This is a genomic window from Corynebacterium pseudokroppenstedtii (assembly GCF_019754945.1).
Classification (GTDB): domain Bacteria; phylum Actinomycetota; class Actinomycetes; order Mycobacteriales; family Mycobacteriaceae; genus Corynebacterium; species Corynebacterium pseudokroppenstedtii.
In genome coordinates this window covers 542,254-558,982 of sequence record NZ_JAEUWU010000001.1, presented here as the reverse complement: position 1 = coordinate 558,982, position 16,729 = coordinate 542,254, and the positions used below count along the sequence as shown (strand labels likewise).

Genomic DNA, 16,729 nt, shown 5'->3' with positions numbered 1-16,729 from the left:
TTCCCGATAACTGGACTAATCCGCTCCGCGACCCCAGGGATAAGCGGATGCCCAGGATCGCGGGACCATGTGGGCTCGTCATCTTCGGTGTCACAGGCGATCTAGCACGAAAGAAACTTCTCCCTGCGGTATATGACCTTGCCAACCGCGGCCTGCTCCCCGCGGGATTCACCCTCGTGGGATACGGCCGTCGTGACTGGACCAAAGAAGATTTCATTAAAAAGGTGTACGACGACGTTCGCGTGGGATCTCGTACCCCCTTTAGGCGATCGGTATGGGAACGCCTGGCTGAGGGGCTGATCTTCGTCAAAGGCACTTTTGACCAAGATGAGTGCTTCGATGCGTTAGCCGAAACTCTGGCGGAGGTCGATCACACTCGTGGCACCGCCGGAAACTGGGCCTTTTATCTCTCTGTTCCTCCTGCCTATTTCCCGAACGTGTGTCACCAACTTCAACGATCAGGCCTCGCTAAAGATAGTGCTGGCGGTTGGCGTCGTGTGGTTATTGAGAAACCTTTTGGCCATGATGAGGAATCAGCTCGAGAGCTGAACCGCATTGTCAACAGCGTTTTCCCTGAACGCTCAGTTTTCCGTATCGACCATTACCTGGGCAAGGAAACAGTCCAGAATATTATGGCCTTGCGCTTTGCGAATCAGCTGTTTGAGCCGCTGTGGAGCGCATCCTTTATCGACCACGTCCAGATCACCATGGCCGAGGACATTGGTCTAGGCGGACGGGCCGGTTATTACGATGGCATCGGCGCTGCGCGGGACGTCATCCAGAACCACCTCATCCAGCTTCTTGCGTTAATCGCCATGGAAGAGCCTCTGGCCTTCACGCCCCGCGATCTGCAGACTGAAAAGATAAAGGTTCTGAGAGCGACCAGTGCTGTTCCCCCGTTCTCCAAAACGACAGCCCGGGGCCAGTACACCGCAGGATGGCAGGGCTCTGAATTTGTCGGCGGTCTTCGTGATGAAGAAGGATTTGCCGAAGACTCGAAAACTGAAACCTACGCGGCCTGCACATTGGAGATTAATTCTCGACGCTGGGCGGGCGTCCCATTCTATTTACGCACTGGCAAGCGACTGGGCCGACGAGTGACGGAAATCGCTTTGGTGTTCAAAGATGCGCCCTATCTTCCTTTCGACGCTGATGAGACGACTGCTCTTGGCCCCAACGCGGTCGTTATTCGTGTGCAACCCGACGAGGGAGTGCTGATGCGCTTCGGCTCGAAGGTCCCCGGTTCCGCTATGGAAGTTCGTGACGTCAACATGGACTTCGCCTACTCGGAGGCGTTTACCGAGGCATCCCCCGAAGCCTACGAGCGTCTGATCCTCGATGCTCTCTTGGATGAAGCTAGCCTCTTCCCCACCAATGAAGAGGTTGAGCTCTCGTGGAAGATCCTTGATCCCATCGTCAAGTATTGGGCTGAACGAGGACGTCCTGACGATTATCCGGCGGGAACGTGGGGCCCTGAAAGTGCTGATCGCATGCTTTCGCGGTCAGGACGCACCTGGCGGCGCCCGTAAACCTATCACCGCTCGTCCTCACATCACACGCTCCATTTTCAGGGAATGAGAAAACCGACGCATGATCATTAACCTCCCCAATACAACAACCCGCGACATCTCTAAACGCCTCGTCACCGTCCGTGAGTCGGGTGGCGAAGTCACGACCGGCCGTGTACTCACTTTGATCATCGTCGCGTCAATTAACGACGATTACGAAACGTTTATTACGGCGGCAAATGAAGCCTCGCAGGAGCATCCGTCTCGTATTCTCGTGTTGCTTACGGATGATTCCTCCTCAACCGCGAGCCAATCTGATAGTGATGACAACGGCAATTCGCAGACTGGGCTTGCGGACTATGAGAATCTCGAAGAGTTTGAGCGTGCTCTCGACGCGATGCCCACCACGACGCAACCCGGAACGTCCGACGAGGAAACCGCGCAGTCAAGTGCCACAGACGACGTAACGTCCAGCGGGCGCGTTGATGCCGAAATACGCATGGGAGGCGACGCTGGTGCCGCAGAAGTCCTCGTCATGAAGTTGTATGGCGCTGTTAGTCAGCATCTCGCAAGCGTTGTGATGCCGATTCTGTTGCCAGACACTCCGATTGTGGCGTGGTGGCCGGCCAGCCGTCCTCCAGTCCCCGCGACCGATCCGATCGGTCGTCTTGCCGGACGACGAATTACTGACTCCCTATCGTCAAGTATTGAAGACGGGATCTTTAGGTGCCGATCGTCGTATGCGCCCGGTGATTCCGATCTTGCCTGGTCGCGTATCACGCAGTGGCGTGGAATTTTAGCGTCAGCACTGGATCAGCCTCCGTTTTCTCCCATCCGCGGAGTAACTATTGCTGGCCCATCGGAAGACCCGAGCGTTGATATAGCTGGTGGATGGCTTGCGGACCGTTTAGGGATGAATGTCACCCGTGAATCCACGGACTCGCCCAAGGTGCCTCTTGATTCCGAAGGTCGACCGACTATCGGCGTGCAAAGCGTGACGATCCATCGTGATAGTGGCGATCTGATCCTCCGCACCTTTAGCGCACATACGCTGACGATCACACGCGAAGGATCAGGCCGCGAAAGTCGCGTCGCCCTCACACGACGCGGAACAGCTGACTGCCTCGCGGAAGAGTTGCGTCACCTTGACCCAGATGTCATCTACGCACAAGCTCTCCGAGGGCTATCCAGAGTTCACCGCGTCGACGCGTTCGATTCAGACGAACCATACTCGCCTGACGACGCGAACGACATTGTCGTCGAAACAGACCGTGAATAGGCCGTAGGCAGTGCAATAAACCCCATCGTTGTGTGATAGACCGCAAGAAGAAAGGCGTATGGATGAGCGAAAAGTCTTGTTCTGATTCAGATGTCCGTATTGTCGCGTGTGCAGATCAAGCAGAAGTGGCTATGCGAGCAGCCCGCGATGTTGAAAATGTCATAGTCAGTATTCAGGAAGGACGTGAGGGTGCTAGTAACACCATCGGGGTTACCCCGGATGGGTACGCCCGGCTGGTGGTCACGGGTGGAAGCACGGGTATCGCGGTCCTCCACCAGCTGTATATCGATAGTGAAGCCGGTAACGCTGGTATTGACTGGCACCGCGTCCACGTGTTCTTCGGTGATGAGCGCTGGGTGCCTGCAGACCATCCGGAGCGGAATGACAAACAGGCAACGGAAGCGCTCTTCAGCAACATCGATATCCCGCAAGAGAATCTCCATCGCTTCCCTGCCCCATCATCCGACAGCGCGTATGGAGAGACCGAAGGATCTCACAGTGGGAACGTCGACGTCGCGGAGCTCAAGGATGCTGCTGCATCGTATGCGGACACCATCACTACGTACGCTCCCGATGGATTCGACATCCACCTCTTAGGAATGGGGCCGGAAGGGCACATTAACTCCTTGTTCCCCCATACGCCTGAGTTGACGAGCGATGACACCGTCGTATCGGTAACTGATTGCCCCAAGCCACCGCCCACGCGTTTATCGCTCACCCACCGTGCGTTGAATTCATCGACACGTGTGTGGTTCGTCGTTGCTGGTGAAGCAAAAGCTGAGGCCCTCGGGCACGCAGTCTCAGGCGACGATGCAGACATGTGGCCAGCTGCGGGTGCACGTGGGCAAGAAGATACTGCCGTCTACGCCGACGCACCGGCCTTATCTCAGCTGCAGGACCCATCTTCATAGGCCACCAAAAACTGCCGACGAATACAGCGCATCTCTACTCGGTCTGAATAAAGATTGCGGTGTCCGTCGGCAAAAATAAGTAGGCCCTTCGCGTGATACGCTATAGGGCCTCTTTTACGCGGCATTGTTGCCGTCGCTAGATTTCATCCACCGCTGGATTCCACCCACCTTAAGCTCGTCAGGGTTGGGAAAACGTGGAGGGCTAACCGTCGATGATTATCCGTACGCCTGAAGTAGATTCAGACCGATCACTGCAGCTAACCAGATAATTGCGCAGACGATGGTAATGCGGTCGAGGTTCTTCTCTGCAACCGTCGATCCCGAAAGATTGGATTGCATTCCGCCACCAAAAAGGCTGGACAGTCCGCCGCCCTTGCCTTTGTGCAACAGGACGAACAGCCCCATGAGCAGGCTGAACACAACCAAAACGATTTGCAACGCGAGATGCATTGGTGTGGGTGCTCCAATCAGGAAGTAATGTCACCGACCGTTAATAACCACACCAGTGTAACGTACTGACGCCGTGGAGTGAATGTGCCCCACTCCATGTGTCACATGAAGCCGCAGCACTGGGTTGCGTAAGGCCCACGAGATTCGTTCGCGGACAGGGGAAGGCATAATAGGGATTGTGAGAACTCGAGCTCGCCTACTTTCTTTGACGGACCACTTTCATGCTGCAGCTCAGGGGGTTGGAGTAACCGTACATGCCATTGCCGACGCACTCATTCGTCGGTTGCATCTTCAGCGGGTGGTAGGTGCACTTCCTTTTATTCCGCCTGGGTTACGAGCTGCTCTCGGCTACCTGGTTCCGCTGAAGCCGGCGGATCTTCCAGAGCGCCTCCCCCATGTACACGCGCATAACGACAGTTCCCACAGGTTTCCTCTCCGCGAGGCACTGCTCCGCGGCTTTGCCTCAGTGGAGGCTGATGCCACCCTGTACCGCGGGCGATTTCTCCTGGGCCACAGTGTTTTAGAAAAAAGCCGGGGTTTGGATTTAGAAAGAGACTATCTCGAACCACTCGCCACTATGGCGCGACTAGGGCCCCTCTTCCCCACTGAAAGCAATGACACCAGCAACACCCTGGCAACTCCGCAACCAGGTAATGAGGAACCGGTTTGTGTCCACGTTGATATCAAATCGGCCGGGCTCCCTGCGTTGAAACAACTCGAAGCTATCGCGTCCCGCTACTCGGATGTGCTGAGTGAATGGACCGGGGAAAAATTTATCCCCCGACGCCTGATTCTGATTGCGACGGGAAATAGCCTGAGAGCGGCCGATGAATGGTGGACACAACCACCGACGAAAGACCACCATCGTCGGGTATTCCTCGATGGCCGCCCGGAAGATTTGGCTGCCTGTCCTCCAACGTGGCTGATGCCCATCGTGAGTACTGATTTCACGCACTTGTCAGCGTGGCGGGGTTTCCGCACTATCGCGGCCTCGGAAGAAGCTGCGGTGAGGGAATTCGTGTCCTCTGTACACGAGCAAGGGCGCCAGGCACGGTTATGGGGTATTCCGACGTGGCCCTACGCCCACCATGCACGAGTAAGCCGGTGGCTCCTCAATGCCGGACTCGATTGGGTGAGTGTCGACAATTTACGAGGAGCACACCGGCTCATTCATTCGGCGCTTTAGTACAAAGACTAGCACGAGCACTAACTAGCATTCGCGTTAGCGCCGTGACCCGCCTCCCCCGGAGCTACGTTGCTCCGAGTAGGCAGAAGAGGTCTTAAACGCTACCGTCGGCAGCGAGGGCAGAGAGCTTAGCGAAGTCTTCACCATCGAGTGAAGCACCACCAACAAGTCCGCCGTCGATATCCTGCTCAGCAATCAGTTCAGAAACATTGCCCGTCTTCATGGAGCCGCCGTACAGGACGCGGATTGAGGACGCCGTCTCCTCGTCTGTCAGCTCGGCGAGGGCACCACGAATAGCGTGGCACACTTCCTGTGCATCCGAGGCAGATGCGGTCTTACCCGTTCCGATCGCCCAGATGGGTTCATAAGCGATAACAGACTTTGCGATTTCGTCCTTGCTCAACCCGGCAAGTGACTCTTTGACCTGGTCGACGACGAAGGAGACGTGCTTGCCTGCCTCGCGAACGTCGAGAGACTCACCGACACAAACAATCGGGGTCATACCGGCGTCGAAAGCCTTCTTAGCCTTCGCAGCAACGATCTCGTTGGTCTCGGAGTGGTAGTCGCGGCGCTCTGAGTGCCCCACGATAACCCACGAGCAGCCCAACTTGGACAGCATCGACGGAGCGATTTCACCGGTGTACGCACCGGAATCGTGGGTCGAGATGTCTTGAGCACCATAGGTGACGCGCAGCTTGTCGCCATCCACCAAGGTCTGCACCGAACGAATATCGGTGAACGGAGGAATGACCGCGACATCAACCTTGTCGTAGTAGTCCTTGGGGAGTGCAAAAGCGAGTTTCTGTACCACAGAGATGGCCTCAAGGTGGTTGAGGTTCATCTTCCAGTTACCAGCAATAAGTGGTTTACGAGCCATGAACAGTCCTTTCGTACAAAGGTGAGCCCCGGGTTAACAGTGGTGTCAACCGGGGAATAGAAATTCGCCTAGCAGTCGAGTGCTTAGCGGTCGAGTACAGCAACACCCGGAAGGGTCTTACCCTCGATGAGCTCAAGTGAAGCTCCGCCACCTGTGGAGATGTGGGAGAATGCTTCGTCAGCGAAACCGAGGTTACGGACGGCTGAGGCGGAGTCGCCACCACCAATCACGGAGAACGCTCCGTTCTTGGTTGCCTCTGCAATTGCCTCAGCAAGACCCTTGGTGCCATTAGCGAATGCTTCGAACTCGAACACACCCACTGGGCCATTCCAGAAAATGGTCTTGGCCCCGTTCAGACGCTCGCCGAAGGTCTTAATCGACTCTGCGCCAGTATCCAGGCCCATCCAGCCGTCTTCGATACCGTCGGCAGATACTGTCTTGTGCTCGGTGTTTGCATCGAATTCCTTGCCGACGACGATGTCTGACGGCAAGACGATCTTGTCCGAGTACTCGGAGAGAAGGTTCTTGCACTCGTCGATCATGGACTCTTCGAGTAGGGAGTCTCCGACGCCGTAGCCCTTGGCCTTGAGGAATGTGTAGCACATCCCGCCACCGATAATGAGGGTGTCAACTTTCGGTGCGAGGGCTTTAATAACTCCGAGCTTGTCGGAAACCTTCGATCCGCCGAGGCAGACCGCGTAAGGATGCTGAGGATCATCGGTACACTTCGAGAGCTGCTCGAGCTCCTTCTCAACGAGGTAGCCGACGTACGCCGGCAGTTTCTTGGCGACGTCGTAGACGGAAGCTTGCTTACGGTGGACAACTCCGAAGCCGTCAGAAACGAAAGCGCCATTATCGCCCGTCAGAGCTGCGAGCTCAGAGGCCAGTTCCTCACGCTCAGCGTCGTCTTTGCTCTTCTCACGAGGATCGAAGCGAACGTTTTCGAGGAGCAGGACGTCGCCGTCATTGAGACCGTTGGCACGTTCGTGGGCGTCTTCGCCGGAAACATCCGATGCCAGTGCAACGTACTGGTCTAAGCGCTGGGACAGAGCCTCAGCAACAGGTGCCAGTGAGAATTGGGTGTCCTGCGGTGATTTCGGCCGTCCTAAGTGAGCCGCAACGATCACACGCGCTCCTGCTTCAGTAAGAGCCTTGATCGTCGGGAGGGACGCGTCGATGCGACCGGGGTCGGTAATGACCTTATCCTTGAGCGGAACATTGAGATCGGCGCGTACGAGGACGTGACGTCCTTCGACACCTTCCTTGAGTAAATCAGCGAGTTTCTTTACTGCCATAACAACTCCTCGTTAGTTTTATTGATATATAAAAAGACGGGCCGACGGCGTGCCGTGGCACAGCCCCCGGCCCGCTAGTTCACTCGGGCGAGTGGAGGATTAGAGACGCTGTCCGATGTAATCGGTCATGCGAACGAGCTGGTTGGAGTAGCCCCACTCGTTGTCGTACCAGGAAACAACCTTGACCTGGTTGCCGAGAACACGGGTCATCTCAGAGTCGAAGATCGAGCCGTGCGGGTTGTGCTGGATGTCAGTGGAAACCAGCGGCTCGTCAGAGTACTCGAAAGCAACGCTGAGCTTCTCGTCCTCGGAAGCCTTCTTCATCGCAGCGTTAACTTCCTCGACGGTGACGTCCTTCTTCGGAACGAAGGTGAGGTCAACGAGCGATCCGGTCGGTACCGGTACGCGAACAGCGAAACCATCGAGCTTGCCGTTGAGGTCCGGAAGAACCAGTCCGACAGCCTTAGCAGCACCGGTAGTGGTCGGAACGATGTTCAGAGCAGCGGCACGGGCACGACGCAGATCCTTGTGAGGAGCATCATGCAGACGCTGGTCACCGGTGTAAGCGTGGACGGTGGTCATCAGGCCAGACTCAATGCCGAAGGCATCGTCGAGAGCCTTAGCCAGCGGAGCCAGGCAGTTGGTGGTGCAGGATGCGTTCGAGACGACGGTCATGTCGTCGGTGTACTCCTCGTGGTTGACACCGTAAACGAAGGTGCCGTCAACCTCCTTACCAGGAGCCGAAATAATGACCTTCTTGGCGCCTGCCTCGATGTGAGCCTTGGCAGCTTCGCCCTTGGTGAAGAAGCCGGTGGACTCGATAACGATATCGGCGCCTAGCTTGCCCCAGTCGAGGTTCTTCGGGTCCCGCTCTGCGGAAACCGCGATACGGTGGCCATCAACGGTGATGGACTCGTCATCGTACTCGACCTTCGCGTCCAGCGGTCCCATGATGGAGTCGTGCTTCAGAAGCAGGGACAGGGTGCGGTTATCGGTCAGGTCGTTGACGCCAACAACCTCGATGTCTGCACCCTGCTCACGGATAGCGCGGTAGAAGTTACGGCCAATACGACCAAACCCATTAATACCGACACGAACGGTCACGGTAATTCTCCTTAGCTATGTAGCTGTCTAGGTTAAGGACGTAATCAGGCGATCTTCGTATAGCCTTTCCGTCCTTGCACTGACTACTTTACAGCTGAACTGAGATATATGCAGCAGTCAGAGCAGAATGAGACAAACAACACTTTTGTATAACCGGACATTTGATCCCACGAAACGGACATGAACGCACATTTGGTGCTTAGCGACGGAGCTCTAGCCGCACAAAAGAGCCAGTGACGCGACTAATCCTCGTCAAAAAGGTCACTCGTCACGGCAGAAAAAGTATCGGGAACTCCTAATTCAGCTGCTCGTCTATCCGCCAAAGACAGCAGACGCCGAATCCGTCCCGCAATGGCGTCCTTACTGATCGGAGGATCGGCCAGTTCACCGAGTTCTTCAAGCGACGAGTGACGATGCTCTGTGCGCAACCGCCCGGCAGCCGCAAGATGCTCCGGGATGTCATCGCCCAGAAGCTCAGTGGCGCGCTGAACTCGGGCCGCGGCCGCAGCAGCAGCCCGGGCCGAGCGTCGTAAATTGGCGTCATCGAAATTCGCCAACCGATTCGTCGATGTATGGGCCTCACGACGTTTGCGCTGCTCGCCCCATTCGATCCGTGTGCGATGAGCCCCCATCCGGCTTAACAAAGCACCGATAGCGTCGCCCTCGCGAACCTGGACCCGCTCTGCCCCTCGGACTTCACGGTTCTTCGCGGCAATACCTAGTCGACGTGCACAGCCAATCAAACCGATGGCGGCCGCGGTCTGCGGCGCGATCACCTCGAGGGCCGACGACCGGCCCGGCTCCGTCACCGATCCCCGAACCAAGAACGCGCCCCGCCACGCTGCTTCACAATCGACAGCTGTTCCGTGAACAATTCGCGGTGGAAGCCCCCGGACAGGACGGCCAGCCCGATCCAAAAGACCAAGGCGCCGCGCAACCTCGAGCCCCTCGCCCCGGCGGTTCCATTCGACCTCAAACACCGGTTTCTTGGATGATTGCGTACGGTCCGACACAACAGCGTGAATGTCATACAGATCGACAATGTGTTGACGCGCCCGCTCTGCGACGTCGGACGAATCGACGTCCAACGAAACCACCAATGACTCCGGCGACCGGCCAGGGTTATTGTCGCCCAGTCGAAGCTTGCCAGCGAAGCGGATCATCGCGCCGACTTCGGAGCGTCGAGCATTAGACGCAGTGACCGTGGTACCGGCGATTTCGGCTTTAATATCGGCTGTTAAACCCACGCTATTTGGTTCTCCTTACCGATTTTTGTTCTTGAGCTGCCGAATACACCTCAGACAGCACGCGGGCCAATTTCCTCGGAGAATGGGTGCTCAGCCACCGCCCTTGTTCATCATCATGGCGGACATCGCCGATGGTCAGTTCAGCACCGAAATTCGCGGCAGCGCGGCTCAAGTGCATGCGCTCTCGTGTCCCCGTCACCGAATGCTCGTCGACAATGACCGTATCGAGCGAAAGATCCTGACAATGCTGTTGAAGCATGTGGAGGTGTCGCTCAACGGTGAAGCCCGGGGTCTCCCCTGGCTCCGCAACGAGATTAACGACGACAACCTTATGGGCTTGAGTTTCCTGGAGCGCTTTCACAACGTCGGGAACCAAAATGTGAGGAACCACGGACGAAAACCAGGATCCTGGACCTAATGTCACCACGTCGGCGTTCATGATCGCGTCGATGACAGCGGCACTGCTCGGCGGATTCTCGGGGATCAATTTCACGCGTCGGACCTGTCCCGGTGTAGTAGCCACGGCGACCTGGCCTCGCACCGGAGATACAACGCGAGGATCGTCCTCCAGTCCGGCCACTTCAGCTTCAATATCCAGGGGTTCTGGGCTCATGGGAAGCACCCGGCCGCGGATGCGCATGAGCTTCGCTACCTCAGCTAATGCCTCAACCTCATCCCCCATCACGTCAATGAGCCCTTGAATGATGAGGTTTCCGACCGCATGGCCGGCCAAAGCGCCGCGTCCACCAAACCTGTGCTGAAGGACGCTTTCCCACAAGCGACCCTCGGGATCATCGGCTGCTAATGCGGCTAAGGCCATTCGCAAATCGCCCGGCGGGATTGAGTTGAACTCCTTACGCAGACGTCCTGACGACCCACCATCATCCGCCACAGTGACGATTGCCGAAACATCATCGGACAAGGTACGCGCTGCTCGAAGCGTCGCGAAGAGTCCGTGTCCACCACCTAAACACGCCATCCGAGCGATATGGGATAGCTGCGTCGGAGAGGTTTCCGCAGAAGAGTCGTCGTGAGAGGACTCGTCCTTATTAGCGTGAGTCAAGGGTTCGTCGCTCATCGATGTTTGAGGAGAAGCAGCATTCATACAAACTCAATTCCAATAATGATTACTCGGTTTTATGACATCAACGGCTAGCGCCAGAGTGGCCTAGTCACGGTCAAAGTCGCGGTGGGTCACGGTGACATCGTCACCTTGAGCACGTAAGCGTCGAGCAATCTCCTCGGCTACGGCAACGCTACGGTGGTGGCCGCCGGTGCATCCGATAGCCACCGTCGTAAAGCTTTTCCCCTCTTGTTTGTAGCCTTCCTGCATAACGTTGAACATGTCCACAAAGGAATTAATGAAACGGTCAACATTTTCATGGCTGAGGACATAATCAGCGACTTCATGATCGGTTCCCCGGAATTCCCGCAGATGAGGAACCCAATACGGGTTGGGGAGGAAACGAACGTCGAGAACGATATCGGCATCTCGAGGAATCCCGTGCTTAAAACCGAACGACTGAATAGTGACATGCTGGACATTGGAGTCGAGCGCATCAAAACAACGCTCAATTTCCCGACGCAGGTCATGGACAGAAAAATTGGTCGTATCAATGACTATGTCGGCTTGATCACGAATGTCCTCCAGCACTTCACGCTCGCGCGCAATCCCCATGTGGAGGGTGTCGGTGCCCTGGAGCGGGTGCTTGCGGCGGACTGTATCGAACCGCTTAATGAGTGTCTCATCGTCGGCATCTAAGAACATGATGATCGGCCGTCGGCCATCTTCTTCTAACGACGACAACACGTCCCCGAGTGACCCTGCAAAGTCGCGTGACCGCACATCCGTGACGATCGCCAAGCGCTCGATCGGCGAGTCAGGAGAGAACGAGAGCTCAACCATGCGCATGATTAGCTCCGGCGGCAGATTATCGGCAACATACCATCCCATTTCCTCTAGGACGTTCGCTGCGGATTGCCGGCCTCCCCCAGACATGCCAGTGATGAGGACCAGCGAATTTTCGGCCACATGGTGTGGACTTTGGTCCTCAGGAGAAATCCCGTGTGCTGGGGTGATATCCGTGGCAGCTGTACTCGAAGAACGCGCAGAGTCAGGCATACTCATTACTTTACTTGTTTTGGTTCCTATTTTTCGGGGCGGGATCCTCCGAGGCACTAGTCGGCCCGTCAGAATCCTGATCCGACTTTCCGTGGAGGCCCTCATACACCAAGGCAGCGAGTGCCGGACCGATGCCATTAGCAGTTGTCAGATCATCAATACTCGCTTTTTTAATCTGCGCGACACTGCCGAATGTTTTTAATAAATCAGCCTTCCGTTTTTCTCCCAGTCCTGCGATGTTATCCAGTTCTGATTGGCGCAGCCGGCCCGTCCGTCGCGACCGCTGATACGTAATTGCCACGCGGTGTGCCTCATCACGAATGTTTTGGAAGAGGTACAAACCCTCGGAACGACGCGGCAAAATCACCGGAAATTCCTCGTGCGGTAACCACACTTCCTCGAGGCGTTTCGCAATACCGCACAAGGTGACGTCGGTAATTCCCAACTCATCTAACACCTCTTGAGCAGCATTAACCTGAGGTGCGCCACCGTCGACAACAAAGAGCTGAGGAGAATACGCAAAACGCTTCGCCGCTGACGGATCGGCCAAATCAGCATTGGTGTCAACCTCAGCCACCTCAGACGGAGCCAGCTTGCTTTCTTCAGCCGCGATACTATCCGCCACAGCACCGTCGTCGGGAACTTCTGTGGAACCCTTCTTGTACCGCAAAAATCGTCTGCGAACTACTTCTTTAATACTTGCAACATCGTCGGAATGTCCCTCCCCTGCTGCTTCCTTAATCTTGTAGCGGCGGTAGTCCGATTTCTTCGGTGCCCCATCTTCGAAAACGACCAGGGAAGCCACAACGTCGGTGCCCTGGAGGTGGGAAATATCGGTGCACTCGATGCGAAGCGGCGGCTCTGCCATGCCCAAGTTTTCTTGGATTGCTTCGATGGCAGCGCTACGGGCTGTGAGGTCCCCGGTTCGCCGAAGTTTGTGCTGGTGGAGGGACTCGGCAGCATTACGAACGACGGTGTCCATGAGGGCTCGTTTGTCACCACGTTGAGGAACGCGAATGTCAACGTGCGCGCCCCTCAACCCCGACAAATACTCACCGATCTGCGTGATGTCCTCGGGCTCGTCCATAACCAGGACCTCACGCGGTACCGGTTGGCGAACGTCGTCGAGAACCCTGGAGCCCTCAACAGCCGTCGTCTCTTCTACGGTCTCCTGAGCGCGCTCGACTTCATCGCTGTAGTACTGCAGCAAAAACTCACGAATGAGCGCACCGATGGAATCCTCCGAATCACCGCTGCGCTCCACTACCCAGGCACGCTGGCCGTGGATTCGTCCGCGTCGAACAGTGAAAATCTGGACCGCGGCCTCCAGTTCATCTGCAGAAACACCGATTAGATCGGTATCGGTGTCCTCGGGGAGCACAATGGCTTGTTTTTCCGACACAGCTTTTATCGCTTCGATGTCGTCGCGAAGATGGGCAGCTTTCTCAAAATTAAGTTCCGTCGCTGCCGCTTCCATGTCGGCCGTCAGACTTTTAATGATGTCACGGGAATTACCTGCAAAAACAGAGCATAAGCCAGTAATTAGTTTGCGGTGGTCTTCCTCAGAGATACGCCCGATGCATGGTGCAGAACACTTGTCGATATAGCCCAGAAGACAGGGCCGCCCCAGTAGCTCGTGGCGGTGGTACACGCCTTTTGAACAGGTCCTCACGGGGAAAACCTGAGTAAGTGATTCGAGGGATTCCCGGACAGCCCATACTTTGGGGAAAGGACCGAAATACCGCACACCTTTCCGGCGAGGTCCCCGGTAGACCCAGGCACGGGGGATTCGCTCCCGTTGAGACACCGCGAGCATCGGGTAGCTCTTGTCGTCCCGGAAGACCACGTTGTATCGCGGGTTAAACCGCTTGATCCAGGTGTATTCGAGGTTGAGAGCTTCATCTTCCGACGCCACCACTGTCCACCGAACTTGGGACGCGGCAAACACCATTTGGCGCGTTCGTGGATGGAGATGCTCGGGTGTCTGGAAGTAGTTAGATAACCGAGCCCGAAGATTTTTTGCTTTTCCGACGTATAACACGCGGTCTTCTGGATCCCGGAATGTATATACTCCCGGCTCGGTGGGAATGGTCCCTGCTGCCGGGCGATACGTGGCGGGATTGGCCACAGGCTAGTCCTCCGGAAGGTAGGCGTCTTCTAGTAAGCGGAAATTGTTCACGGCGTCGACAACTCGATTACCGTCGGCAGCTTGGAAAGCCCACATGGACACGAACTCGAAATCAGGGAGTTCCAGCCGTGCAGTGCGCGAGTTTTTCGGAAAGCTTAACCCGTGCACGATCTCCCACGGATAAAACTGGGGGTTGAGGAAATTACGTACCTCGACGCCGTCTTTATTGACGCGGACCCGTGGTCGTAGCCCCAGCATCCATATTCCCGAAAAGATAATGCCGATCCCGATAAAAGACCATTGATCCACAGTGGTCACTGCCGCACCTGTGTAACCGAGACGGACGACCAGGGCCATAAAGATGTGAATGGCCATGATGACAACGACGCCGGCCCAGGTCCACTGCTTTAATTTTGTGGACGTCACTACGAGTTCCCATGGTGCGGTGCTCGTGGTGGGCGTGTCATATGCGAGGTAGTCCTCAGACATGTTCGTTTCGCTCACACCATTACTCACGGCTCCGACCCTACCTTTTTTCTTCACTGTTACCGAATTAGTGCTCGGCATGGATACTGTTCGTGGATACTGCCTCTGTAGTCAGAACACTGCGGGGTTACTCTTTTAATCCACCTTTAATCCGCAGCCATGCTTTTTAGTGTTTGAGCAGTATGAATGGCAGCAATCATGGCCTCAGCGCCTTTATTTTCATGCGCTGTCGGGCCACCAGCCCTGTCGACGGCTTGTTCATGGGTGTTGCAGGTCAGAACACCATTTCCGACGGGTGTTTCTGTCTCCACGGCAATTTTTGTCAATCCGTACGTCACCGCGTTACACACGTGATCAAAGTGAGGGGTTCCCCCTTGGATGACACAGCCCAGGGCGACGACAACGTCATACGCTCGGGTGGCTTTCTTGACGACGACGGGGATTTCGAGTGCACCGACGACCGGAATGACGGTGACCTCCGCCCCGGCTGTCTCCCCTGCTTGACGTGCCTGAGATGCTAATTCATCGGTGATGTCTCGATTCCATTCCGAGACAACGATGGCGACACGGAGTCCGTGTGCAGATCCAGGTTCGATGGTGATGGTGGGGCTTCCCTCGCCACTCATGAGTTATTCCTTTCGGTGGTAAGTGCGGTAGTGACATGTGCTTGCGCGAGTTTATGTTCGTGTTCACGGCACGGAGATGGATGTAAAAACCGATGCGCCTTTATTCTGGCGGGTTGTCAGACGGTCCTGCGTGCCCTGGCGTATGAGCGGCTTCCCAGGCATTCAAACTAGGTAAATCGTGGCCCATCTTGTCACGCTTTGTACGAAGATAGTTGAGGTTTTCGGGGTACACATTGACCTCAATACTTCGACGGCCGCTGATTCGTAAGTCATGCCCCTTCAGCCCCGCTCGTTTCGTCGGATTATTAGACAAGAGAATCATGGATTTAACGCCGAGATCGGAAAGTATGGCGGAACCTGTCCCGTATTCACGCGCATCAGCTGGCTTACCAAGTTCAATATTGGCGTCAACTGTGTCGTAACCGTCATCTTGCAGCTTATAGGCCTGCAACTTGTTCAGAAGACCAATGCCCCGGCCCTCGTGACCGCGCATATAAAGAACGACGCCGCGTCCCTCCTTGTACACCTCTTCCATTGCTTGATGGAGCTGATCGCCACAATCACACCGGCGGGATCCAAAAACATCTCCGGTGAGACACTCGGAGTGGACTCTGACGAGGACATCTTCCCCGCCGTTATCAGAGGGATCACCGACGACGAGGGCTACGTGCTCGAGTCCATCAATGACGTTTCTATATCCGATGGCGGTAAAACGGCCATAAGACGTCGGAAGCGTGGTTTCCACAACGCGCTCAACAAGTTGCTCCGTGTTCCGTCGGTAAGCGATGAGCTGGTCGATGGAGATCATCGTGAGCGAATGCTCGTCGGCAAACCGACGTAGCTCGGGTCCCCGTGCCATGGTGGTGGGATCTTCTTCGCTCACTACCTCACAGAGCGCACCGGCTGGATTGAGGTGAGCCAGTCGCGCAAGGTCGACGGCAGCCTCGGTATGCCCGGCGCGAACAAGGACTCCTCCTGGTCGGGCTCGAAGAGGGACCACATGGCCGGGTCGTGTGAAATCCGCGGGGCCGGAATCAGGAGACGCCAGTAATCGAATGGTATGCGCGCGATCGGTGGCTGAAATGCCGGTGGTTCCGCCTTCTGCCGCGTCGACAGTGACCGTATAAGCCGTGCTTTTCTTGTCCTGGTTTCGCGTAACCATGGGCGGGAGGTCGCACCGGTCAGCGTCCTCATCAGTCATGCCGACGCACACATACCCCGACGAATACCGCACCATGAACGCGAGCGACGTCGCGGTAATACGATCGGCGGCGATGATCATATCGCCTTCGTTTTCGCGATCCTCGTCGTCGACGACGATCACCGGCTTGCCTGCTGCAATGTCGCGGATAGCCTCGTCAATGGTGTTGAGCTGGATGTTTCCCCGGTACGTATGTGAATTCTGAGAATCAGAGCCTTGATCGTGGGAGTGACTGTGGGGCTCTGCGAGATCGTTGTGTGGTGTAGTCACGGCGTGTTGTTCCATCGTCTTCTCTTGTTTCCATCTTCT

At 56.1% G+C, this 16,729-nt stretch carries 15 protein-coding genes; 4 read left to right on the top strand and 11 right to left on the bottom strand.

Annotated elements, in window-relative coordinates; translation table 11 throughout:
- The first annotated feature begins 47 nt into the window (after window positions 1–47).
- The 3 genes from zwf to pgl all read left to right on the top strand — a co-directional run bounded on the left by zwf (window position 48) and on the right by pgl (window position 3,698).
- On the top strand, window positions 48–1,529 hold the full coding sequence (gene zwf, locus JMN36_RS02370; RefSeq protein ID WP_412728574.1) for a glucose-6-phosphate dehydrogenase: 1,482 nt from the start codon (window positions 48–50) through the stop codon (window positions 1,527–1,529).
- A gap of 61 nt (window positions 1,530–1,590) precedes the next feature.
- Window positions 1,591–2,787, top strand: a complete 1,197-nt coding sequence (locus JMN36_RS02365) for a glucose-6-phosphate dehydrogenase assembly protein OpcA (RefSeq protein WP_204088486.1) — start codon at window positions 1,591–1,593, stop codon at window positions 2,785–2,787.
- Window positions 2,788–2,849: 62 nt separating this feature from the next.
- Window positions 2,850–3,698: a 6-phosphogluconolactonase gene (gene pgl / locus JMN36_RS02360; protein WP_204088487.1), complete on the top strand. Its 849-nt coding sequence runs from the start codon at window positions 2,850–2,852 to the stop codon at window positions 3,696–3,698.
- Window positions 3,699–3,914: 216 nt separating this feature from the next.
- Here the strand turns inward: pgl and secG are convergent, their stop codons facing one another.
- The gene (secG, locus tag JMN36_RS02355; RefSeq protein ID WP_012731604.1) at window positions 3,915–4,148 is read right to left on the bottom strand and encodes a preprotein translocase subunit SecG; all 234 of its coding nucleotides are present in this window, start codon (window positions 4,146–4,148) and stop codon (window positions 3,915–3,917) included.
- 178 nt (window positions 4,149–4,326) lie between these two features.
- On the opposite strand from secG, the gene JMN36_RS02350 reads away from it, so the two are divergent.
- Complete coding sequence (locus tag JMN36_RS02350; protein WP_221923786.1) at window positions 4,327–5,334, top strand: PI-PLC domain-containing protein; 1,008 nt, start codon at window positions 4,327–4,329, stop codon at window positions 5,332–5,334.
- Window positions 5,335–5,428: 94 nt separating this feature from the next.
- On the opposite strand, the gene tpiA is transcribed toward JMN36_RS02350, so the two are convergent.
- From tpiA to JMN36_RS02300, 10 genes are all read right to left on the bottom strand, one after another.
- Window positions 5,429–6,211, bottom strand: a complete 783-nt coding sequence (gene tpiA, locus JMN36_RS02345) for a triose-phosphate isomerase (RefSeq protein ID WP_204088489.1) — start codon at window positions 6,209–6,211, stop codon at window positions 5,429–5,431.
- A gap of 83 nt (window positions 6,212–6,294) precedes the next feature.
- Entirely contained in the window at window positions 6,295–7,506 is a 1,212-nt protein-coding gene (locus JMN36_RS02340) for a phosphoglycerate kinase (protein ID WP_046202292.1), read from the bottom strand.
- 99 nt (window positions 7,507–7,605) lie between these two features.
- Window positions 7,606–8,610, bottom strand: coding sequence for a type I glyceraldehyde-3-phosphate dehydrogenase (gene gap, locus JMN36_RS02335; RefSeq protein ID WP_012731609.1), 1,005 nt, complete (start codon window positions 8,608–8,610; stop codon window positions 7,606–7,608).
- Between the two features lie 242 nt (window positions 8,611–8,852).
- Entirely contained in the window at window positions 8,853–9,857 is a 1,005-nt protein-coding gene (gene whiA / locus JMN36_RS02330; RefSeq protein ID WP_221923785.1) for a DNA-binding protein WhiA, read from the bottom strand.
- Between the two features lies 1 nt (window position 9,858).
- The gene (locus JMN36_RS02325) at window positions 9,859–10,962 is read right to left on the bottom strand and encodes a gluconeogenesis factor YvcK family protein (RefSeq protein ID WP_204088491.1); all 1,104 of its coding nucleotides are present in this window, start codon (window positions 10,960–10,962) and stop codon (window positions 9,859–9,861) included.
- Window positions 10,963–11,025: 63 nt separating this feature from the next.
- A complete protein-coding gene (rapZ, locus tag JMN36_RS02320; protein ID WP_012731612.1) occupies window positions 11,026–11,979 on the bottom strand; it encodes an RNase adapter RapZ in 954 nt (317 codons plus the stop codon).
- 10 nt (window positions 11,980–11,989) lie between these two features.
- Entirely contained in the window at window positions 11,990–14,107 is a 2,118-nt protein-coding gene (uvrC, locus tag JMN36_RS02315) for an excinuclease ABC subunit UvrC (protein ID WP_204088492.1), read from the bottom strand.
- A gap of 3 nt (window positions 14,108–14,110) precedes the next feature.
- Window positions 14,111–14,674 carry a PH domain-containing protein gene (locus tag JMN36_RS02310; RefSeq protein WP_236881911.1) on the bottom strand — a complete coding sequence of 188 codons (564 nt, stop codon included), beginning with the start codon at window positions 14,672–14,674 and terminating at the stop codon, window positions 14,111–14,113.
- Window positions 14,675–14,739: 65 nt separating this feature from the next.
- On the bottom strand, window positions 14,740–15,219 hold the full coding sequence (ribH, locus tag JMN36_RS02305; protein ID WP_204088494.1) for a 6,7-dimethyl-8-ribityllumazine synthase: 480 nt from the start codon (window positions 15,217–15,219) through the stop codon (window positions 14,740–14,742).
- Window positions 15,220–15,319: 100 nt separating this feature from the next.
- A complete protein-coding gene (locus JMN36_RS02300) occupies window positions 15,320–16,705 on the bottom strand; it encodes a bifunctional 3,4-dihydroxy-2-butanone-4-phosphate synthase/GTP cyclohydrolase II (RefSeq protein ID WP_236881910.1) in 1,386 nt (461 codons plus the stop codon).
- Window positions 16,706–16,729 lie beyond the last annotated feature (24 nt).